This is a genomic window from Rhizobium sp. USDA 3886 (assembly GCF_056279785.1).
In genome coordinates this window covers 1,469,614-1,490,762 of record NZ_JBWCDC010000001.1, presented here as the reverse complement: position 1 = coordinate 1,490,762, position 21,149 = coordinate 1,469,614, and the positions used below count along the sequence as shown (strand labels likewise).

Genomic DNA, 21,149 nt, shown 5'->3' with positions numbered 1-21,149 from the left:
AGGTTTCAAAAGAGGTGCCTTCTATAGGCACCTCCTTCGCTTACTTGCGGCGGACGGGCTCACCCTTGGTGTCGCCGTAACCGGATTTCGGGATGCGTTCGACAGTTGTCGTGTTCGGACGGGCCTCGGCTTCTTTCACCGTGACGAATTTGCCCGAGCCAGAGTCTCGTCCAACGTCAAATGTCTTGCGGGTACTCATGTCCGTGTTCCTTTTCGAACCGTGGAAAACATGCGCCCAACCATCGACAGATAGTCCCGAATCCCCCATAGTGTTCCTGCTTACGGCGGAGGGCTTCGGTCTATTCGCCTTGCGAATGACGCACGCGATATTCGCAAAATGCTGCAACCGGGTTGGTAGCTCGGTTGCGGTATTGCGGAGATGAAGATCTCCGAAGTCACAGCAGAATTCCTCCGTTCTCTTGCTGATTCGCACCCCTGAATCTACGATGTTTCGTGGAAATAGGGAAGCGTTATTCTTTAAAAATGTCTTAAAATTCAATGGTGTAAGCACGTTGTCTCGCGTGTTGGGACAACAGTGATGCGCGTGGAGCAGTGTGTTGCCGCCACTCCAACGTACAGGCGCATTCACCAGGACGATGCATCGCGACATAGAGGTCGGTCAGCTTTTCCTGGCATTTAGATTCGAAACTCCGGGAGCTTGCGCGCCCGGAGTAATTCCTTCACCCATGTCTGAAGCAGCCGATGCTACGCGAGCTGCAGGTTGTGAAGGAGTGAAATTCCTTCGCTATGGCAACCGATAGCTGTAGAATGTCCGTTTTCCTTCGTTTTTTGACCGGGTTTATGTGCGCGTTACAGGAACAAGATATTCACAGAAATCAGCTGCACCCGCTGGTCGCGCCGCACGTATCGCACTTCTCGCAGGTGCCATTCCGCACCATCGTGAAGTTCTGGCACTCGGTGCACATGTTGCCCGTGTAGCCCTGCATGATGGAGCGGGCGCGGCGTTCGGCTTCGACCTTCTTGGCTTCGGTCTTGGCAGAGGCTGCGTCGGCTGCGGCGGCGTCGGTGAAGAGCGCGCTGGATTCCTCGACGAGTTCTTCGGCGATTTCCTCCGCCAGCTCCTTGGCGCGTTCCTCGTAATCGCGCTTGAAGGCGACGACCTCGGAGGGGGCGGCGACGGCTTCGAGCTTGCGCACGGTGTTGCCGGCAATCGCGGTAATCGTCGCGCCGGACGAGGCGCGGGCAGGGGCGGCCGTTGCAGCCCCCTTGATCTCCGATGCCCCGGTGCCCGAAACCAGCGTCGGCTTGTAGCCGCGGGTCAGGCCCTTGGAGACGATGTCCGCCTTGCCTTCAGACACGCCGCGGCCGAGCGCCGTGTTATTGAAGTCGGACGTATCGACATGCGCCAGATCGTGGCGGCCGAGATAGGAGATGGCGAGTTCGCGGAACACGTAGTCGAGGATCGACGTCGCGTTCTTGATCGCGTCGTTGCCGGTGACGATGCCCGCCGGCTCGAACTTCGTGAAGGTGAAGGCATCGACATATTCTTCGAGCGGCACGCCGTATTGCAGGCCGAGCGAGACCGAAATCGCGAAGTTGTTGATGAAGGCGCGAAGGGCCGAACCTTCCTTGTTCATGTCGAGGAAGATTTCGCCGAGGCGGCCGTCGTCATATTCGCCGGTGCGCAGGAAGATCGTGTGACCACCGATCTTTGCCTTCTGGGTATAGCCCTTGCGGCGACCCGGCAGCTTTTCCTGGCTGCGCACGACCTTTTCGATCACGCGCTCGATGATCTTCTCGGTGACGGTGACGGCCTGGGCGGCAGCCGGCTGGGCCAGCAGTTCCTCCAGCGTATCCTCGTCGCCTTCGTCCTCAATCAGCGAAGAATTCAGCGGCTGCGACAGCTTCGAGCCGTCGCGATAAAGCGCGTTGGCCTTGAGGCCGAGCTTCCAGGAGAGCATGTAGGCGCTCTTGCAATCGTCGACCGTTGCATCGTTCGGCATGTTGATCGTCTTGGAGATCGCACCCGAGATGAAGGGCTGGGCAGCCGCCATCATGCGGATATGGCTTTCGACCGAGAGGTAGCGCTTGCCGATCTTGCCGCAGGCATTGGCGCAATCGAAGACGGCGAGGTGCTCGTTCTTCAGGAACGGCGCGCCTTCCAGCGTCATCGCACCGCAAACGTGGATGTTCGCAGCCTCGATGTCCTTCTTCGAGAAGCCCATGTGGTCGAGCAGGTTGAAGCTCATGTCGGCAAGCTGCTCGTCGGAAACCTTCAGCGTGCCCTTCAGGAAGTCGAGCCCAAGCGTCCACTGGTTGAAGACGAACTTGATGTCGAAGGCGGACTTAAGAGCCGCATTGACGGCCTCGACCTTCTCGTCGGTGAAGCCCTTGGCCTTCAGCGTCGAGGGGTTGATGGCGGGCGCCTGGTTGAGGTTGCCGTGGCCGACGGCGTAGGCTTCGATCTCGGCGATCTGGCTTTCGGAGTAGCCGAGCGTGCGCAATGCTTCGGGAACGGCGCGGTTGATGATCTTGAAGTAGCCGCCACCGGCGAGCTTCTTGAACTTGACGAGCGCAAAGTCGGGCTCGATGCCGGTCGTGTCGCAATCCATGACGAGGCCGATCGTGCCGGTCGGCGCGATAACGGTTGCCTGGGCATTGCGGTAGCCGTGCTTTTCGCCGAGTTCGAGAGCCTTGTCCCAAGCGCTCTTGGCATGCGCTGCGAGATCCTGGTCCGGGTTTTCGGAGTGGATGAGGGCGACCGGGTTGATCGAAAGGCCTTCATAGCCGGAGGTCTCGCCATAGGCGGCGCGGCGATGGTTGCGGATGACGCGCAGCATGTTTTCACGGTTCGGCGCAAACATCGGGAACGGCCCGAGTTCGGCGGCCATTTCCGCCGAGGTGGCGTAGGAAATGCCGGTCATGATCGCCGTCAGCGAGCCGGCGATGGCGCGGGCTTCATCGCTGTCATAGGGAATGCCCGACGACATCAGGAGGCCGCCGATGTTGGCGTAGCCGAGGCCAATCGTACGGTATTCGTAGGAGAGCTCGGCGATGCGACGCGACGGGAACTGTGCCATCATCACGGAGACTTCGAGCACGACGCTCCAGAGGCGCACGGCATGCTCGTAGTCGGCGATGTTGATGCGCTTGGTGCCCGCATCCTTGAACTGCATGAGGTTCAGCGAGGCAAGGTTGCAGGCCGTGTCGTCGAGGAACATGTATTCCGAGCACGGGTTGGAGGCGCGGATCGGGCCGGCGGCCGGGCTCGTGTGCCAGTCGTTCATCGTCGTGTTGAAGTGCAGGCCCGGGTCGGCCGACGCCCAGGCGGCGTAGGAGATCGTCTCCCAGAGGTCGCGGGCCTTCAGCGTCTTCATGACCTTGCCGTCCTTGCGGGCCGTCAGGTTCCAGTCGCCATCGGCTTCGACGGCGCGCAGGAAGTCGTCGCGGATCGAGACGGAGTTGTTGGAGTTCTGGCCGGAAACGGTGAGGTAGGCTTCGCTATCCCAATCCGTATCATAGGTCTTGAACTCCATGTCCTTATAGCCCTGGCGGGCGAACTGGATGACGCGCTGGACGTAGTTTTCCGGAACCTGGTCCTTCTTGGCGGCGCGAATTTCGCGCTTCAGGGCGGGGTTCTTGGCCGGGTCGAAGCAATCGGAATCGGCGCCGCCTTCACAGTTGAAGCAGGCCTTCATGATCGCCTTCAGGTGCTTGGCGACGACCTTGGAGCCGGTGACGAGGGCCGCGACCTTCTGCTCTTCCTTAACCTTCCAGTTGATGTATTCCTCGATATCCGGATGGTCGATATCGACGACCACCATCTTTGCCGCACGGCGCGTCGTGCCGCCCGACTTGATGGCGCCCGCTGCACGGTCGCCGATCTTCAGGAAGCTCATCAGGCCGGAAGAGCGGCCGCCGCCTGAAAGCTTTTCGCCTTCGCCGCGCAGATACGAGAAGTTTGAGCCGGTACCGGAGCCGTATTTGAAGAGACGCGCCTCGCGGACCCAGAGGTCCATGATGCCACCTTCGTTGACGAGGTCGTCCTCGACGGACTGGATGAAGCAGGCATGCGGCTGCGGGTGCTCATAGGCCGACTTCGACTTGGTCAGCTTGCCGGTGAAGGGATCGACATAGAAATGGCCTTGGCCAGGGCCGTCGATGCCGTAGGCCCAATGCATGCCGGTGTTGAACCACTGCGGGGAGTTGGGAGCGACGCGCTGCGTGGCGAGCATGTAGGCAAGTTCGTCGCGGAAGGCCGAGGCATCTTCCTCGGACGAGAAGTAGCCGCCCTTCCAGCCCCAGTAGGTCCAGGTGCCGGCCAGACGGTCAAAGACCTGGCGCGCGTCGATTTCGGAGCCGTACTGCTGATCCTTCGGCAGTTCCTTGAGGGCCGCTTCATCGGCAACCGAGCGCCACAGGAAGGAAGGAACGTCGTTTTCCTCGACCTTCTTCAGCTTTGCTGGAACGCCGGCCTTGCGGAAGTACTTCTGGGCCAGGATGTCGGCCGCGACTTGGGAGAACTGCGCCGGAACGTCGATGTTCTCAAGGCGGAAGACGATCGAACCGTCCGGGTTCTTGATCTCGCTCGTCGCCTTGCGGAACTCGATGTCCGCATAAGCGCTCTGGCCTGCCTTTGTGAAACGGCGTTCTATGCGCATGTCCTTGACCTCTGTTAGCGCGCCCCATCCCCGTCGACCAAGGCGCAAGTTTTCTCATCCGGCAGCACCGGAAGGTGCGCAGCCAGTTCTCGATTTCCGTACCGTCACAGGAGTGTCATCCGGAGATGTCTTTCCCTGTATCTAGTGGTGATGGTGGCTGCAAACACTAAATATAGTATTAACAGCTTATTATCGCCAGCCCCGGATGTCACTTTTTTGGAGGTCAAAAATCGCGCACAAGTCCCCTCACGGCTGCCATCCATCATGGATGCAACACCCTGATTCCACGCTCGAATTTTGAAAAGAACCGGCCTCGTTAAACCCGGTCCAGTTGCCGCCGCAACATCGGAAACCATTAAGTGAGAAATGGGCGATTCCGTCAAGGGGTGGTTTTTAACGAAGTGTTCACCACAACATATTGTGGATGGCCCTGTGAAGACTGGGGAAAAGCCTGAAAGCTCTGAATTTCAAGGCTTTGCGGGCCTCGCGCGTCTGAAAAGCGACGACAGAAAGAAAAAGTTCGCCGAATCCAAATCTAAGGATGGCATTTTCGACCCGGATCGGCATCCCGATTCGGGGGCCTCACATTGCATCGAGCGCGACGGTCACCGTAGCAACGCCGATCGCCGCTCCAGCCTCGTCGCGGATGGTGAAGCTGGCCTGCGCTTCGAGAATCTGCGTGGCCTCGTCGCGCTCGGCACGGTCGACGAAAGTCTCGTCCGAATCGCGCGCGAAGGTTTCCAGATATTTGTTTTCGTCACCCTGCCAGAAATCCGCCGTCACCCCGCTTTCGCCGACATTGAGCCCGTTCCTGTCGGTAATGAAAAGCTCGAGGATAACACCTTGGGAGGCATCCTGTTTTTCCTTCAGGTAGCGCGAAACCGGCGTGGACAGAATGGCAGATATCATCTGCAGGGCGCCGGTTTCCACTTCGGACCGGTAGGTCGAATCAAGGACCTGGATATCCGTGCTGCTGACGTCGCTGAACTTGGCGTTCTGCTCCCTGATCGCTGCAAGAATCATCGGTGTGCCCACCATCGGCCGCACGACGGTATCGACATATTCGCGGACGACGGCGACATAAGCGGGTTCGGCAAAGGCCAGCACGGGCAACAGCGAGGGGATCGCCAGCCCTGAAGCGACGACCGCACTAACCCAACCCCGGTATGCCATTCCCCTCTTCCTTGCTCCGCGCGTTTTCGCCCTCGCGCGATCCGTGGCACGGCCCTTTGGCACGGTGCACCGATGTGCGCGTGCAGGCTGGGCTCACATCATACATCTGCAGTATTACTAAGATGACAATTCCGCCTGGCGTTTATTCGCACCTGAGCGGGCACGCTCGGTCAGCGCGGCGCCTTGGCGATCGGCTCCTGGTAGGTAAAGCCCATGTCCCAGGGGAAGTAGATCCAGGTGTCCTGGCTGACCTCCGTGACGAAGGTGTCGACCGTCGGCACGCCGAGCGGCTTTGCGTAGACGCAGGCAAAATGCGCCCTGGGTAGCATGGCGCGCACCTGCACCGCCGTCTTGCCGGTATCGGTGAGGTCGTCGATGACGAGGATGCCTTCGCCGCCGTTTTCCTGAAGTTCCGGCGCAATGCCCTTCAGCACTACCATATCCCCCTGGTTCACATAGTCATGATAGGAGGCGACGCAGACCGTTTCGATCAGCCGGATATTGAGCTCGCGGCAGATGATCGCTGCCGGAACCAGCCCGCCGCGGGTGATGCAGACGATGCCCGTGAATTCCTTGTTGAGGCCGGCGATGCGCCAGGCAAGCGCGCGGGCGTCGCGATGGAACTGGTCCCAGGAAACGGGAAAGGCTTTATCGGGAAGGGACATCGAACTGCTCCGCGGCATGAAAAGGAATCGCCGGCGATCGAGCGCAATCCGTCAAACGCAAATCGCGCAGGCGATCCTGCGCGAAAGAAAGTGCCGGAGCCGTCACCGGTTGCCGCAATTAGCGGGATTTGCGGGTAAAAGGCAAGTCCCGCCGGTACTTCGTCAACGGGAGAGCAGGGTGAGGGCCGTCATCGACTGCAAGAGCGACTTCGTCGTGCCGCCGAAGATCATCTGCCAGAGGCGCGAATGGGTGTAGGCGCCCATGACCAGAAGATCGATGCTGCTGTCGGAGAGGCGGTTTTCGATGACGTTCGAGGCGCTCTTATGGGTGCCCTCTGCAACCGCAAGCGTCGCCTTCACGCCGTGGCGGGAAAGCGTGGCGGCGATCTCCGCTCCCGCCAGACCTGCCGTCTGCATAGCCGAATCCACCGGATCGACGGAAAAGACCTCGACTTCGTCGGCGGCCTTCAGGATCGGCATGGCATCGAATGTCGCGCGTGCGGCTTCCTTCGAGCCGTTCCAGGCAATCAACACGCGTTTGATCGGTTTCGGCTGCCGCATGATATAGGGGATCATCAGAACCGGACGGCCGCTCTCGAAAAGAAAACTGTCGACATCGACCTGGCTGTCGGATGGCTTGGAAGGATCGGCCTGAGCGGCGATCAAGAGGTCCGCGCTACGGGCGCTCTCGATCAGCGGCGCCGAGCCGTAGCCCGCCGAGGTTGCGAAGCTGCGCCATTCGAACGATGCGGCGGCCGCTTCGCCTTTCTGGCGGAAGATGCGCTCCACTTCTACGGTCTCGGAATGCGCCATCTCCTGCAGCGCCTGAACGGCGATGGGATCTGGAATTTCCATCGGAGCGACCAGCGGGACGGCCGAGATGCTTTCGGCGTGGAGCCCGATGACATGGGCATCGTTTTCGGCGGCAAGCGCAAAGGCGAAATCGGAGACCGCACGGCTGTTGTCGGCCGTATCGAGAATGGCGAGTATGGTCTTGTAAGGCATATCAATTCTCCTCGCGGCTGAAATGGACTTCGTAAGCAGGAAATGCGTTGCCGATGGAACGGTTCCTTGGTTGCTCGCGGGCGGTGTATTGCTGCTCTAGGCTTCAGCGGACCGGTTTTCGTCAATCTCCCTCGTCTTGCGGATATCCTCGATCATGGCGTGAACCTCAGCGCCCGCTGCGTCGACGGCTTGCTGCAACCGGCCGCGCACGACGATCTCCGTCGAGAATTTCTGGCCGACATAGCGCGGATAGGAGCCGATGCTGGTATCGGGATGCGCTTTCTGAATCGCGGCGAGCAGCATGCCGATATCGCCTTCGGCATAAGGGCAGGCGATCGCGAGCGACAGCACGCGCTGGCCCGTGCGGAGCGTCGGCAGCACATTGTCGACCATGGCCTGGAATACCTGCGGCACACCCGCCATCACGTAGACATTGCCGATGATGAAGCCGGGCGCAGTCGACACCGGATTGGCGATGTGTGCCGCCCCGCGCGGCATGCGCGCCATGCGCTTGCGCGCTTCGGTGAATTCCATCTCGCGGCGCTGGTACATGTCACCAAGCAGTGTCATGGCGGCTGCATCGTAGTCGCAGGGCACGCCGAAAGCCCTCGAAACCGCGTCCGCGGTGATATCGTCATGCGTCGGGCCGATGCCGCCGGAGGTGAAGACGTAGTCATATCTGCCGCGAAGGGCGTTCAGTGCTTCGACGATCGCATCCTCGTCGTCGGCGACGATACGCACTTCCTTGAGGTCGATGCCGGAAAGCTGAAGCATATCCGCCAGATGGCCGATATTCTTGTCCTTGGTCCGGCCGGACAGAAGCTCATCGCCGATGGCGAGCATGGCGGCGGTGACGACGGTTTCAGTATTCATGAAAAGGATATCCGATGATGGGGCTTCGCTATAGGTAGCGCCGTTTTCCCGGCTTGCAAATGGCGGCACCCGGTCGCGGGAGAGGGGAATTAGAAACGCCAAGTGAATTTTGTCTACATGCGTTGAACACTGAGTTCTTCCCGCGCGGGTTATGCGCGCAGGAGCGCGCTGATAGAACTTTCCCCGGTTACCAATTCAACCCATGCCGCAAGGGAGTTCACCATGGCAAAGGTTCTCGTTCTCTACTATTCGGCCTATGGCCATATCGAAGCTATGGCATATGCAGTCGCCGAAGGCGCCAAGTCCGCGGGCGCCGAAGTCACCGTAAAGCGCGTTCCGGAACTGGTTCCGGAAGAAGTCGCAAAGTCCTCCCACTTCAAGCTCGACCAGAAAGCTCCGATCGCAACCGTCGACGAACTTGCCGACTACGACGCGATCATCGTCGGCGCGGGCACGCGGTTCGGCACCGTCGCATCGCAGATGCGCAATTTTTGGGACCAGACGGGCAGCCATTGGATGAGCGGCAAGCTGGTCGGCAAGGTCGGCTCGGCGTTCACCTCCTCCGCAACACAGCACGGCGGCCAGGAATCGACAATCCTCGGCTTCATCCCGACCTTCCTGCATCAGGGGATGATCGTTGTCGGTCTTCCCTATTCCTTCCAGGGCCAGACGGGCGTCGATGAGATCAAGGGCGGCTCGCCCTACGGTGCTTCCACGATCACCGGCGGCGACGGCTCGCGCCAGCCTTCGGCAATCGAATTGGAAGCGGCAAAATATCAGGGCGCCCACGTCGCAAAGATTGCGGCGAAGCTCGGCTGAGAAGCGATCCAATCAAAAGATAAAGACGGCGCGGCTCATCACTGCGCCGTTTTGGTTTGGACACCGATGCTACCTGCGCATTTCAGTGAAACTGGGCGATCAGGACCAGCAACATGGTCCCCGCAAGCATGCTCCCGAACAGGCATGCAACGGCTGTCTTGTAAAACCTGAGACGCCGCGCCCTTTCTCCACTCCAATCGTAAACCATCGCCTTACTCCCAAAGACAAGCTTACTCACATATGTGGCACTGCAATTCCTGCATTCGCGAAGGTGCCCTCCAGCCCTGCCGCCTTTCAGACGCCGGCATAAAATCATATTTATTAGGATTGATAAAGATAGTGTGGGCAACGCGGCTGGGCGCATGGTTCTTTCCGCCGCGGCTATGCGGCCTGCAATTGGTCCTATATGTCAGGGACCGGAGATTCTTGATGCGCGCTGTTATCGCTTCACTGCTGATCGCTTTTGCTGTTGCCGGCTGCAACACCGCTCCGCTGGAGCCCATCCGCGGCAGCCTCACCTATGGCAGGATCATCCACTATCCCGCACCGCCGGGATACACCGTCAAGCATGAGTTTCCGGACAAGTTCGGATACCGGACGTACGAGAGATACGTGGTCCAGCCGGATGGTACGCTGAAACTCATCTCCCGCCGAACCGGCTCCGACTACTGGCACTTTCCGCGGACGAAATGGTGAGTGAGTTGACCGACACCGCAACGGTCGCGTCACGGCTTGCGAATTGGTGCGGGCGACGGGGATCGAACCCGTAAGGCCTAAGGCCGAGGGATTTAAATCCCGCAAATGGCTAAAGCGAGTCGCATTCATGCGGAGCGCTTTAGGTGTTTTTATGCATGTCGTTGTCCCAAAACCGCTGCACACTTTTGGGCGATACTAGGGTGTGGAGCTCGAGTTTTGATCAATCAGGGCACGATCGAACAATGCCACCAGCCCGGCATACTCATCCGCAAGAACTTGATCACGACCTCCACCGTCGGTGCCGCGAAGAAAGTCATTCAAGCTTTCCTCCACTTCTTCGGGGGCCGAAAGGACCAAACCTGCGGCGCTGAGGTCGGCGGATAGCGATTCGCCATCCTCGAGATAGCGGCTGGCCTGCAGCGCGCGTCCCTCTGAAGCGGAAACCCGAAGAAAAACAATTCGGCTTACAGACGGTCGCGGGTCGTGGCCAACCAAAGTCGCCCCGCAAATAAGCCCGGCGAGCACGCTGGCAGGCGGCGTCGGACGGTACAAGCTAAGAAACAACGGGAGCTTGCTGCCCTGTTCGCACAGATGCATATAAAGTGATCGCCCTGAGATTGTCACCGATCCTCGCACATTGACATGGGAGGTTGGTAAGTTCTCCGTATAACTTGCGGTAAGCCGCCCCTGCGCCAGTGGCGATTCGACGGCCAGCGCACCGCGAATTACGCGCCCAGAATAATATGGTGACCACGCAAACGAGTAGCCCACATACAAACCACATATATGATGATTACCGCCAACGCTCCGCCTGTTAACGGCCAAGGACGATCCGGCCGCGAATGCTTCTGCGCGACGACGTATATCATCAGGTGGCAGATTTCGACTTCTGCAAAGAAGGTCGAGTAGTTCTTCGGTATCGCATTCTATAAGCCAAGCAAATGGGCGGTCGATATTCAGAAGCGCCAGCCAGTCAAGATAGACCTGCTGCTGTCGTGGCAGCGCACGCCCTTGTAGCCATTTGTATGCACGTTCGACGTCGAACGTCGTGCGAGAGTTGACCCGTCGAAACTCACTTGCAAGTTCCTTGCAGGTGGCGCAGCCGAGTACGGCGCCGGTCAAGCGCAACTTCCGACTGAAATCACGGACCATACAAATGCCTTTCTGCACAGCTCCCTGACTGCGCCAATTCCACTTCATTTCCAGGAAAAGAAAGAAATTTCCGCGACATTCCAAACGTCAATAGTTGCCTTAACGCGCCTATATATGCAAGGTTTCTTATTAATATAGTCCATGCGAACGTATGGCATCATTGGCGTCAAATGAAATGTTAGCCAAAAGAAGTTTTGATCATGAGCTCGGACATGTCGACTTCGGTGTGTAGATAAGTTCCGACAAACTACTATGCCTCACCTGAAGTGAGCTTCTTTCCAGGCATCACCGACTTCAATCAATATGCAGAGGCAACGCCCGTGTTGCCGCACCAACGCCTCTATTCATGCGTGATCTTCGCAGCAATAAAATTTCCCTTCAACAAGCAAGGAGAACATCATGACCAGCAGTACGTTAACTCGCCTCTCGATCTCTGCCGCATTTGCGGGGGCGATTGTCATCCTCTTATCGGCTGCGGCCTCGGGCAGCGAGCCTCGCGTATCACGCGCCAATGCAAACGGGCTACGCGCTGACGCGCCGCAGCTCGTTGCCCCGACGCGCATCGAAATAGACGACCAAGCGCGCGAGATTCGCTTCTATATTAACGGCGAGCAGATAACGGTGCTCGACTCCGTTGGCTTCCACGGCGCCACCACGCATTGACAGGTGCTGTCGGTTCGCCGTGCTTGGCCTCCGGGTCCCGCTGCCATGTTCACATGATGAGGGAGGTAGCGTGATGCGTTACTCCGTGGGTCATCGACAATGTCGGCTTTCACAAGAGCGAGCGCGCTGTGCAACTGGTCAAGGAGCGAGGGGCGTGGCTGCTGCTCCTGCCGGCTTATTCACCCGACCTCAATCCCATCGAGATGGCATTCTCCAAGCTCAAGACCTTGCTGCGAAAACGCGCCGCACGAAGCTTCGATGCAATAACAAAAGCCCTGGGTGAGATTGTCGGCATCTTCTCCGTCGAGGAATGCCTGAATTTCTTCAGAGCGGCAGGTTATGAGGCGGAATAAGTGCGACACGCTTTAGCTTGTTGGTGCGGACGACGGGGATCGAACCCGTAAGCCCTTGAAGGCGAGAGATTTTAAGTCTCTTGTGTCTACCAGTTTCACCACGTCCGCATTTTGTCACGGCGCGGTTTGTCACACGGATTTGTCACAAGATCAAGCGTTAGGCATCTGTTAATGGAACTCCGACTTCGGCATCTTCTTCGGGTATCACTAGGGCATCTTTTTGCAGCTTCTTCGAGCCTTTAGCGGCCCTCTGCTGCTCCCTTTATCAGAGAGCATCTGTCAAGTTCCGACTTGTCTCCTGACGCCTGGAGCGTTGGATGTCCGGACTAGCGGATATCAAAGCGCCTGATCAAGCCTTCCTCTATCTGAAAAATATGTCCGCCCATCTGGTCGAACAGCACGTTTCCCTCGTGATCGCGCGCGGTCAGGTGGACCTCGACATTGGTCGTTCCATCTGCCCCGATCGAGAAGCCAATTGGCTCAGCATGAGAATCGATCGTCGCCCATTGTCGCGCCCAATACTTGCGAACGCCATCGTGTCCATAGACATGCCCGCCCTCCAGGCCGTTGGCCCACACGACATCTTGGTGCATGGTCGCCAGCACCGCTTCCATGTCGCGGGCGTTGAAACGGTCGTAAAGGTGCTCAAGAAGCTCTGTGTCGCTGGTCATCGGGCGCTCCTGATGAGGTATATAGAGTAAGCTCTCGTCGAGCGGCTTTGGCCAGTCTGGGTCGAAACCGGAGTCACAAACTGACAAACTGAGACACTACCAAGTTTTCACACAGCTCGGTGGTCACCCGTTCTCGACAAGGCACAGCTTCGGAGCCGTTGGTTCTAGCGCCGCAGCCACATACAACCGCTCTTTAGCCGGTGATCACAGGACCAAGGACGTCTCACAGGAGACGACTTAACGACCTGCAGAACCTCCGGCCTCGGAACCATGATCGGTCAGAACGGGATGCGGGATTGTGCGGAAACGCACATGACGTTGACGACCTTTATACTTTAGTAGCATTTCGTAAGCGGGAGCTAAATAAGGGAGGCTGGAATGTTCGATTTAGGTGCATCGTTGAAAGCAAAAGACCTGAAGGTCATTCTAAGAGCTGTCAAGACTTGCGGCCGTCACTATCGCTTGACCCTGAATGAAGAGGCTTCGCAACTGCTATGCAGCACTGCGCTTGACTTATTCAACCAAGGGCATCGGACGCAGGAGGAGCTGTCGTCCCTGTTGATAACAAAATTCAGCGGAACAAATTCCCTAAGGATCAACGCGCCAACATCGTCCTCCAGCCATTAACGAGTTGTCGCCGAACATCACTAGCCGGTGACCCGAGTTCACTCAGCTCAGTCGTTGGCTACCAGCCGCAGCTTCGGGGCCGTTGGTTGCAGCGCCGCTGCCACGTCGGCGAGCGTCGAGGGCGACAACTTCATGTACCGCTGCGTCACCGGTTAGCGCGGGCGCGCGGGGCTCTTCATTCAACAACTGGAGCGATTCAGTCAAGAGCGGCGGCTGTTTGTGGTTCCTGAGCAGAGACGGCGTTTAGTCGCTGCTTGGTCTGCGCGCGCCGGTAGACGGCGCTGCCCGCAAGGATGCCGAGCATGGCGCCGGCCGCCTTGATGACGGCATCGTGAAGGCGGGCGTGCCGCGTCGGCGACAGGTATTGCAGGAACTCGATGGCAAGCGTGCCGAAGATCAGCAGTAGTGCCACGAGCTTCCACTGTTTCGGATAGCCGAGCGCGAAAACGAAGCCGGTGACGGCATAGGCAAGCGCGCGGTCGGCATTGACGCTGGTCATCGTGTGCGGCCTGAGGCCGATCGGCGAAATGGTGACGAAAATGATAGCGGCAAGCAGCAGCCAGGCGAGCGGTCGGATAAAACGGGAGGTCATCATCCTGTTACGTTAGCAGCATTGCAAAGCGAACGCACGGGGGAGCCGCAGCAATCCGCCGGACGCGATGAAGAAAACCTTTCCGCACGGAACCGCGTGGTGGCCGAACGGACTTCTTTTGCCGGCCGACCTGTGCCATAGCGAAGGCCTGAGACAGGAATGGACCGATGACCGTCACACGACAGGATGTAGACCGCGCGGAAGAAGCATTGCGCACCCTCTTTCCGGCAACGCCGCTGCAGCTCAACGACCATCTTTCGGCGCGCTACGGTGCGGATGTCTGGCTGAAGCGGGAGGATCTGTCGCCCGTCCGCTCCTACAAGATCCGCGGCGCCTTCAATTTCCTCCGCAAGGCGATCACTGAAGGCGGCGGCGAGCGCCTCTTCGTCTGCGCTTCGGCTGGCAACCATGCGCAGGGCTTTGCCTATGTCTGCCGCCATTTCGGCGTCCAGGGCGTGGTCTTCATGCCGGTGACGACGCCGCAGCAGAAGATCGACAAGACGCGCATCTTCGGCGCCGAATTCATCACCATCAAGCTCTACGGCGATTTCTTCGATCAGTGCTATCAGGCTGCGCGCGACCACGCGGAGGCGGCCGGAGGCGTCATGGTGCCGCCCTTCGACCATGCGGATATTATCGAGGGGCAGGCAACGGTCGCAGCCGAAATCCTGCAGCAGTTGCCAGAGGGCAGGGTGCCGGACATGCTGGTCCTGCCGGTCGGCGGCGGCGGGCTTGCTGCGGGCATCACCGGCTATCTCAAGGGTTCCGTTCCGGAATCCGCCTTTGTCTTCACCGAGCCGGCGGGCGCGCCGAGCCTGAAGCGGAGCATCGAGGCTGGTGAAGTCGTGACGCTTTCCAAGGTCGACAATTTTGTCGACGGCGCGGCCGTTGCCCGCATCGGCGACCTGAATTTCGCAGCGCTCAAGGGTTTTCCAGCCCGGCAGGTCATGCTGATGCCGGAGAACGCCATCTGCGTGACGATCTCGGAAATGCTTAATGTCGAGGGCGTCGTGCTGGAGCCGGCGGGGGCTTTGTCCCTGACGGCGATCGCGGCGATGGATCCGCAGGCCATCCGCGGCAAGACGATCGTCGCCGTCGTCTCCGGCGGCAATTTCGACTTCGAGCGGCTGCCCGACGTCAAGGAACGGGCGATGCGCCACGCCGGGCTGAAGAAATACTTCATCTTGCGGCTGCCGCAGCGCCCGGGCGCGCTCCGCGATTTCCTCAACCTGCTCGGCCCCGACGACGACATCGCCCGCTTCGAATACCTGAAGAAGACGGCGCGCAACTTCGGCTCGGTGCTGATCGGCATCGAAACCAAGGCGCCGGAGAACTTTGCCACCCTGATTTCGAACTTCGAAAAGGCGGGCATGGGCTTCGAGGACATCACCGAGAACGACATCCTCGCCAACCTCATCATTTGACTTTGCGGGCGCGGGCGGCCCGTGCTAAAGGCGAAACATGGCTTCGATTTTTTCCAGCATTTTCTCGATGTTTTCCGGCGGCAAAGCCGCCGAGGCCGGTGCAAGCCCGAAGGGTGAGCCGCAGCTTTACGGCGAGTGCGCCATCTATGCCGAGCCGCGCAAGGAAGGCGGACAGTACCGCCTGGCGGGCCGTATCGAAAAGACGGTCGGCGGCGAGGTCCTGGTTCGCAATTTCATCCGCGCCGACGTGTTCTCCTCGCCGGACGATGCAATCGAATGCACTGTGCGCAAGGCGCAACAGATCATCGATCAGCATGGGCCATCGCTCTTCGCCGACGGCGAAAAGGAGCGGCAGGTCTAACGGCCCTTCGCCGGCGAGCCGCTGCCTGGCAGTACCGTACCGTGCAAGTCATCCGGCATGAAGCTGTTCATTTCCGGGCGTGAACTGGACCGTTTCTTAACCGTATCGCGCTATAAAGGGCGGGTTGGGGAGCGAAAAGCGCGATGGCATTTGTCAATCTCGGTCTCGTTGTGGTGGAAGCTGTCGGCTACTTCGCGCTGATGGTGAGCCTGCTGCATTTCCGCCACCGGCTGGGCCTTGGCGTTTTCATGACTGCGCTTGGCGTCATGCATTTCCTGGAAACCTATCTCGCTGCCGTATTCTACGTGTCGCTGCCCTTCGGCGTCGCCTCGCCCGGCTCGTCGGTCTTCTTCGCCGGCAAGCTGATGATGATCCTGATGCTCTACCTTCAAGAGGATGCGTCGACAGTCCGGCAGCCGATCTACGGCCTGTTCCTCGGCAATCTGCTGACCGCTGCGATCGCGTGGGTGCTGCAACTGCACGAGACCGTCGAGATTTCGCCCGGCAACGCCGCCGATTTCAGCTTCCTGAAGGAGATAGGCTGGCTGATGGTCTGGGGCACGGCGCTGCTCTATCTCGATTCGCTCGGCATCATCCTGTTTTACGAGCGCCTCGGCCATTGGCTGAAACGCAAGGTGATCCTCCGTTTCATGCTGTGCGGTTTCGCACTTCTGACCTTCGACCAGATCGGCTTCTTCGGCGCCTTACACTATTTTCTCGACGTGCCGCTGGCGGCCTTCTGGGACGGTTGGAGGGCGAAGATGTTCGCGGTCTGCATCTATACCGCGCTCTTTGCCTTCTACCGGCTTTGTATTCACCGGAACGGCGTTCCGGCCGCCGCGCGCTCGCTCAGCGATCTTTTCGGCGACCTGACGTTCCGCGAGCGATACAACGATCTTCTCGAACGGACGGGCAGGGACATGCTGACCGGCGTCTACGACCGCTCGCGCATGGAACTCGAAGCGCCGGTCATGATGCGGGAAGCCCTGCGGCAGGGACAGTTCATGACCGTCGTCATTATCGATGCCGACCACTTCAAGGACGTCAACGACAATTTTGGTCATCTGCAGGGCGACGAAGTGCTGAAGGCGATCGCTTCCCGGCTTGCGGCCATCCTGCGCTCCGCAGACCGGGTGTTCCGCTTCGGCGGCGAAGAATTCGTCGCTATCTGCCCGGGCACGGACCACGAGGAAGGCTTGCTGCTCGCAGAACGCCTCCGATGGGCGATCGCGACGAGCGTCAGGACGCCGGACGGAAGACCCGTCACCGTCAGCATCGGCGTTGCGACCGCCGACGCGGACGGCGTCAGCTTCACCACCGTTCTCTCGACCGCCGATCACCGGCTCTATCAGGCGAAGAAGAACGGCCGGAACTGCGTCTTCGGGCGTACAGGCCTGGTCAACGTCAGCTAATCCGACGCTTGGTTCTGCGGGACAAGTGCTGCTCGCACCAAATGCCTGTCGGCTCGTTGCGCCGCCCCTTGGAGCCTTGCCGCAGCTTGGACATTGTTCGTGATCAAAGGACGGGGAAGCTCGATTACACCGCCTGAGAGTTGGCAACGAGGGTTGCCGACGTCAGGCGAGGCACGCTGAAACAAAAACGGCCGGACAGGGCCGGCCGCTTCTGGGGGGCGATGTCGGACGGTTAGGCGGCGAGGGCGATTTCTTCAGCACGGGCCTTGGCGGCGCCGATTGCCTTTTCCGCAGCTTCCGGACCGAAGGCGAGGCCTTCGACATAGATGGTTTCGATGTCGGTGATGCCGAGGAAGCCGAGAACCGACTTCAGATACGGAACGGCATGATTCAAGCCGGCGGCAGGACCCTGCGAGTAGACGCCGCCGGAGGCGAGCACGACGTAGACCTTCTTGCCGGTTGCAAGCCCGACCGGGCCGCTTTCGGTGTACTTGAACGTGCGGCCGGCGCGCGCGACGTTGTCGATCCAGGTCTTCAGCGACGAATAGATGTTAAAGTTGATGAGGCCGGTGCCGATAACGATAGTGTCGGCGGCGAGCAGTTCGTCGACCAGCGCATCGGAGGTCTTGACCGCTTCGGCTTCCTGCGCCGTGCGCTCTTCGGCAGGCTTGCGGATCGCGGCGGTAAACAGGTCGTCGATGTGCGGCAGCGGATTGGCGGCAAGATCGCGGCGGGCGATGACGCTGCCCGGCTTCTGGGCCTGAAGCTTGCCGGCAAGGTCGGTGGCAATGGTGGTCGAAAGCGATTCAGCACGCGGGCTGGATGTCAGGAGCAGGATGGACGACATTGTTGTAATTCCTCTCGAATTAAGATTCTGCGAGCTCGCTTGGGAGATTCGAGCCGCTGTTCCAGAGCGAAAATAGGTCTGGTCTGCCATCGAAAAAACTGTGATAATGTCGATCAAAGCTATCGATAGATTGGATGGAAGATGCTTCCCAACCCGACATTGGACCAGCTGCAGGTGTTCCTCACGGTGGCGGAAACCGGCAGCTTCTCGGCCGCCTCGCGCGCACTCAACCGCGCGCAGTCGGTAATCAGCTACACAATCGCCAACCTCGAGGCGCAGCTCGAGATGCCGCTTTTCGAACGTTCCGGCGCCCGCCAGTCGAAGCTCACCAATGCGGGCAAGGCCATGCTCGAAGACGCACGCCGCCTGCTGACCGATCTGGAGGTAATGCGTGCCCGCGTGAAGAGTCTCAAGGACGGGCTGGAAGCCGAGGTTTCTGTTGCCATCAGCGTCATGGTGCCGTCGCATGCGGTGGTCGATGTGCTACGCGAATTCCGTGACAGGTTCCCGTCTGTAGCGCTCAGTTTGACGGTGGGCGAACTCGGTGTCGTGATGGATCTCGTTTTGAGCGGCAAGGCAACGATAGGTATTGGCGGGGCCCTGCTGAAGCAACACGACGCGCTTGTCGCAGAGCAAATCGGACACTCCTTCATGATGCCCGTTGCCGCGCATGGTCATCCGCTGACGAAGATCGGCAAGCCGTTGACGCTGGCGGATGTCCGCGAAGAAACCCAGTTGGTCGTGACGGATGCGTCAGGTTTGACAAAAGGCCGCGATTTCAATGTGCTCTCCTACAAGACATGGCGCGTGAGCGACATTGCCACGAAACACTCCCTCATTCGCGGTGGGCTTGGTTGGGGCGGCTTGCCGGCCTCGCTTATCCGCAACGATCTGATAAGCGGCGCTTTGGTCCATCTCGACCTGCCGGCCTTCGAGCAGGGCGAGTATCCGATCTATGCCATGAGACGGATTGCCAGCCCGCCCGGTCCGGCGGCCAGCTGGATGATCGATGCGTTTCGGGCAAGGCTTGCACAATGCCCCAAACACGCCGATTTCACGGCGCAGCTGGCTGAGCTGTCGCCGCCGGATTTGCCGATAGCTGCTGAATAAGAGGACGCGGATTCCCGCGCCCTCCCATTCCGCTAAAGTATCAACCTGAATTTGGCAAAGCCTTCGGCGCCTTCGCCTGCGTCCTCGATCTTCATGCTTTTCACATCGGCCAGAAACTGCTTAGCCTTCGGCCCGCTCTGGAAGACGGCGCTTGTGTCTGGCAGCGGCTTGAAGGTCCAGTTGCTATCGGCGGATGGGTTGATCGTGCCCTGGTCGTGGATGAAGCGGACGATCACGTCGCGGTTGGTGTCCGGCGCCTGGAAGACGACCTTGTCTGCGGCGATATCCGGGAACTTGCCGCCGCCGCCGGCGCGGTAGTTGTTGGTGACCACGACGAACTTCTGCTTTGGGTCGATCGGCTTTCCGCCGAACTTCAAATCCTGAATGCGGTTCGAATCGGGATTGATCGCCTTGCCGTCATTGTCGAACTTCCGCGGCTGGGACAGGTCGATCTGGTAGGTCACACCGTCGATCACGTCGAAATTGTAGGACGGGAAATCGCCGTTGAGCAGTTCCGCATCCTTCGTGCCCGGCTTCACCTCGTTGAACATGCCCGCCGACATTTCCAGCCAATTCTTCACCTGCTCGCCGGTAATGACTACGGCCTGCACGGTGTTCGGATAGAGGTAGAGGTCGGCGACGTTCTTGATCGCGACATCACCCGCCGGAACGTCGGTATAATAATCCGCGCCGCCGCGGCCGCCGGCCTTGAAGGGCGCGGCGGCCGAAAGCACGGGCAGATCCTTGAATTCGGTATCGGCCAGCATCTGCTTGATGTACCAGGTCTGCGCCTGGCTCACGATCTGCACCGACGGGTCGTCGGCAACGAGCGCGAAGTAGGAATAGAGCGGTGCCGAAGTCTTGCCGACCGGGGTGCGGACATAGGCAAGCGTCGCCTCATGCTCGGCCTTTGCGGCCTCGATCACGTCCTTCTTGTCGGCGACATCGGCAACGACCTTCTTCTTGTCGTCGCGGTGATAGATCGGCCGCGCCTCGGCGGTGAAATCGACGATCTTCCAGCTCTTGCCGTCCTTTTCGAGTAGCAGGTCGATGAGGCCGAGATGCGAGCCCCAGAAGCCGCCCATGACAGCCGGCTTGCCATACAGCGTGCCTTTCATCGGATCGGCATTGGCAATCCCGTCCCAGCTCTTCGGACCGGGGAAGACGAGATGCTGGTGGCCGGTGAAGATCGCGTCGATGCCGTCGACGGCGGCAAGATGCAGCGAAGCGTTTTCCATCTTCTCGGAGGGTGCCGCGCCATCGATGCCGGAGTGGGAAAGCGCGATGACGATATCCGCGCCTTCCTCTTTCATCGCCGGAACCCAGGCCTTGGCCGCCTCGACGATATCGCGGGTCTGCGCCTTGCCTTCGAGGTTCTTGGTGTCCCAGAGCATTATCTGCGGCGGCACGAAGCCGATGAAGCCGATCTTGACCGGGCTCTCGTTGCCTGCGCCGTCCTTGATCAGCTTCTCGACGATCACATAGGGTTTGAAGAAGAGATCGTCCTTCTTCGGATCGGAGGCAAGCTGGCCCCTCGTCAAGTTGGCACAGACGAACGGGAAATTCGCGCCGCCGAGCACCTTGAACATGAAATCGAGGCCGTAGTTGAACTCGTGGTTTCCGAGCGTGCCGACGGTGTAGCCAAGCGTGTTCATCGCCTTGATGACCGGATGCACGTCGCCGTCCTTCATGCCGTGCTGATAGGCCATGTAATCGCCCATCGGATTGCCCTGCAGCAGGTCGCCGTTGTCGACCAGCAGTACGTTTGCCGCTTCGGCGCGGATGTTGTCGATGATCGTCGCGGTACGGGCCAGACCCATCGTATCGTTCGGCTTGTCGGCATAATAGTCGTAGGGGAAGACGTTGACGTGGATATCGGTGGTTTCCATGAGGCGCAGATGCGCCTGGTTGGCGGCCGCCCGCGCCGCGAACGGGTGAAGCAGAACGAGCGCCGAAGTCGCGGCAAGTCCGCCGAGCAGCGACCGGCGGGTAATCGGGTGCAAATCAAGGATGGAAGACATCGAACATTCCTTCACAAATCACGCATGGCTCAACGCAGCGGCGAGCCTAGAGTGATTTGCACG

Annotated in this window: 19 protein-coding genes and 1 tRNA gene; 8 read left to right on the top strand and 12 right to left on the bottom strand. The window is 59.5% G+C overall.

What is annotated here, in order from left to right; translation table 11 throughout:
• Window positions 1-40: 40 nt before the first annotated feature.
• From ACZ9BX_RS07835 to ACZ9BX_RS07810, 6 genes are all read right to left on the bottom strand, one after another.
• Entirely contained in the window at window positions 41-199 is a 159-nt protein-coding gene (locus ACZ9BX_RS07835; protein ID WP_476216915.1) for a hypothetical protein, read from the bottom strand.
• A 637-nt stretch (window positions 200-836) separates the two neighbouring features.
• The gene (locus ACZ9BX_RS07830) at window positions 837-4,622 is read right to left on the bottom strand and encodes a vitamin B12-dependent ribonucleotide reductase (RefSeq protein ID WP_476216913.1); all 3,786 of its coding nucleotides are present in this window, start codon (window positions 4,620-4,622) and stop codon (window positions 837-839) included.
• A 582-nt stretch (window positions 4,623-5,204) separates the two neighbouring features.
• The gene (locus ACZ9BX_RS07825) at window positions 5,205-5,795 is read right to left on the bottom strand and encodes a hypothetical protein (RefSeq protein ID WP_476216911.1); all 591 of its coding nucleotides are present in this window, start codon (window positions 5,793-5,795) and stop codon (window positions 5,205-5,207) included.
• A gap of 170 nt (window positions 5,796-5,965) precedes the next feature.
• Window positions 5,966-6,460: a xanthine phosphoribosyltransferase gene (gene gpt, locus ACZ9BX_RS07820; RefSeq protein WP_027508821.1), complete on the bottom strand. Its 495-nt coding sequence runs from the start codon at window positions 6,458-6,460 to the stop codon at window positions 5,966-5,968.
• A 162-nt stretch (window positions 6,461-6,622) separates the two neighbouring features.
• A complete protein-coding gene (locus ACZ9BX_RS07815) occupies window positions 6,623-7,465 on the bottom strand; it encodes a universal stress protein (RefSeq protein ID WP_476216908.1) in 843 nt (280 codons plus the stop codon).
• Window positions 7,466-7,561: 96 nt separating this feature from the next.
• Entirely contained in the window at window positions 7,562-8,338 is a 777-nt protein-coding gene (locus ACZ9BX_RS07810; protein WP_476216906.1) for a competence/damage-inducible protein A, read from the bottom strand.
• A 222-nt stretch (window positions 8,339-8,560) separates the two neighbouring features.
• Here ACZ9BX_RS07810 and wrbA point away from each other — a divergent pair, with 222 nt between their 5' ends.
• Together wrbA and ACZ9BX_RS07800 are read left to right on the top strand one after the other, a co-directional pair.
• Complete coding sequence (gene wrbA, locus ACZ9BX_RS07805; RefSeq protein ID WP_476216904.1) at window positions 8,561-9,157, top strand: NAD(P)H:quinone oxidoreductase type IV; 597 nt, start codon at window positions 8,561-8,563, stop codon at window positions 9,155-9,157.
• 429 nt (window positions 9,158-9,586) lie between these two features.
• Window positions 9,587-9,853 carry a hypothetical protein gene (locus ACZ9BX_RS07800; RefSeq protein WP_476216902.1) on the top strand — a complete coding sequence of 89 codons (267 nt, stop codon included), beginning with the start codon at window positions 9,587-9,589 and terminating at the stop codon, window positions 9,851-9,853.
• Window positions 9,854-10,048: 195 nt separating this feature from the next.
• On the opposite strand, the gene ACZ9BX_RS07795 is transcribed toward ACZ9BX_RS07800, so the two are convergent.
• Window positions 10,049-10,975: a hypothetical protein gene (locus ACZ9BX_RS07795; protein ID WP_476216900.1), complete on the bottom strand. Its 927-nt coding sequence runs from the start codon at window positions 10,973-10,975 to the stop codon at window positions 10,049-10,051.
• A gap of 429 nt (window positions 10,976-11,404) precedes the next feature.
• Between ACZ9BX_RS07795 and ACZ9BX_RS07790 the strand changes: the two genes are divergently transcribed.
• Window positions 11,405-11,668: a hypothetical protein gene (locus tag ACZ9BX_RS07790; RefSeq protein ID WP_476216898.1), complete on the top strand. Its 264-nt coding sequence runs from the start codon at window positions 11,405-11,407 to the stop codon at window positions 11,666-11,668.
• Window positions 11,669-11,760: 92 nt separating this feature from the next.
• Entirely contained in the window at window positions 11,761-12,021 is a 261-nt protein-coding gene (locus ACZ9BX_RS07785; RefSeq protein ID WP_476219925.1) for a transposase, read from the top strand.
• Between the two features lie 21 nt (window positions 12,022-12,042).
• On the opposite strand, the gene ACZ9BX_RS07780 is transcribed toward ACZ9BX_RS07785, so the two are convergent.
• The 3 genes from ACZ9BX_RS07780 to ACZ9BX_RS07770 form a co-directional block, all read right to left on the bottom strand.
• Window positions 12,043-12,129: transfer RNA gene (locus tag ACZ9BX_RS07780), tRNA-Leu, on the bottom strand.
• A gap of 218 nt (window positions 12,130-12,347) precedes the next feature.
• Window positions 12,348-12,692 carry a nuclear transport factor 2 family protein gene (locus ACZ9BX_RS07775; protein ID WP_476216896.1) on the bottom strand — a complete coding sequence of 115 codons (345 nt, stop codon included), beginning with the start codon at window positions 12,690-12,692 and terminating at the stop codon, window positions 12,348-12,350.
• A gap of 823 nt (window positions 12,693-13,515) precedes the next feature.
• Window positions 13,516-13,914 (bottom strand): VanZ family protein, encoded by a 399-nt coding sequence (locus ACZ9BX_RS07770; RefSeq protein ID WP_476216894.1) that lies wholly within the window; start codon window positions 13,912-13,914, stop codon window positions 13,516-13,518.
• 164 nt (window positions 13,915-14,078) lie between these two features.
• Here ACZ9BX_RS07770 and ilvA point away from each other — a divergent pair, with 164 nt between their 5' ends.
• The 3 genes from ilvA to ACZ9BX_RS07755 all read left to right on the top strand — a co-directional run bounded on the left by ilvA (window position 14,079) and on the right by ACZ9BX_RS07755 (window position 17,108).
• A complete protein-coding gene (gene ilvA / locus ACZ9BX_RS07765) occupies window positions 14,079-15,335 on the top strand; it encodes a threonine ammonia-lyase (protein ID WP_476216892.1) in 1,257 nt (418 codons plus the stop codon).
• Between the two features lie 37 nt (window positions 15,336-15,372).
• On the top strand, window positions 15,373-15,696 hold the full coding sequence (locus tag ACZ9BX_RS07760; RefSeq protein ID WP_476216890.1) for an HlyU family transcriptional regulator: 324 nt from the start codon (window positions 15,373-15,375) through the stop codon (window positions 15,694-15,696).
• Between the two features lie 143 nt (window positions 15,697-15,839).
• Complete coding sequence (locus ACZ9BX_RS07755) at window positions 15,840-17,108, top strand: GGDEF domain-containing protein (RefSeq protein WP_476216888.1); 1,269 nt, start codon at window positions 15,840-15,842, stop codon at window positions 17,106-17,108.
• A gap of 232 nt (window positions 17,109-17,340) precedes the next feature.
• Here the strand turns inward: ACZ9BX_RS07755 and ACZ9BX_RS07750 are convergent, their stop codons facing one another.
• A complete protein-coding gene (locus ACZ9BX_RS07750) occupies window positions 17,341-17,955 on the bottom strand; it encodes an FMN-dependent NADH-azoreductase (protein ID WP_132565424.1) in 615 nt (204 codons plus the stop codon).
• A gap of 141 nt (window positions 17,956-18,096) precedes the next feature.
• Between ACZ9BX_RS07750 and ACZ9BX_RS07745 the strand changes: the two genes are divergently transcribed.
• Complete coding sequence (locus tag ACZ9BX_RS07745; RefSeq protein WP_476216886.1) at window positions 18,097-19,065, top strand: LysR family transcriptional regulator; 969 nt, start codon at window positions 18,097-18,099, stop codon at window positions 19,063-19,065.
• A gap of 32 nt (window positions 19,066-19,097) precedes the next feature.
• Here the strand turns inward: ACZ9BX_RS07745 and ACZ9BX_RS07740 are convergent, their stop codons facing one another.
• Window positions 19,098-21,086 (bottom strand): bifunctional 2',3'-cyclic-nucleotide 2'-phosphodiesterase/3'-nucleotidase, encoded by a 1,989-nt coding sequence (locus ACZ9BX_RS07740; protein WP_476216884.1) that lies wholly within the window; start codon window positions 21,084-21,086, stop codon window positions 19,098-19,100.
• Window positions 21,087-21,149: the final 63 nt, after the last annotated feature.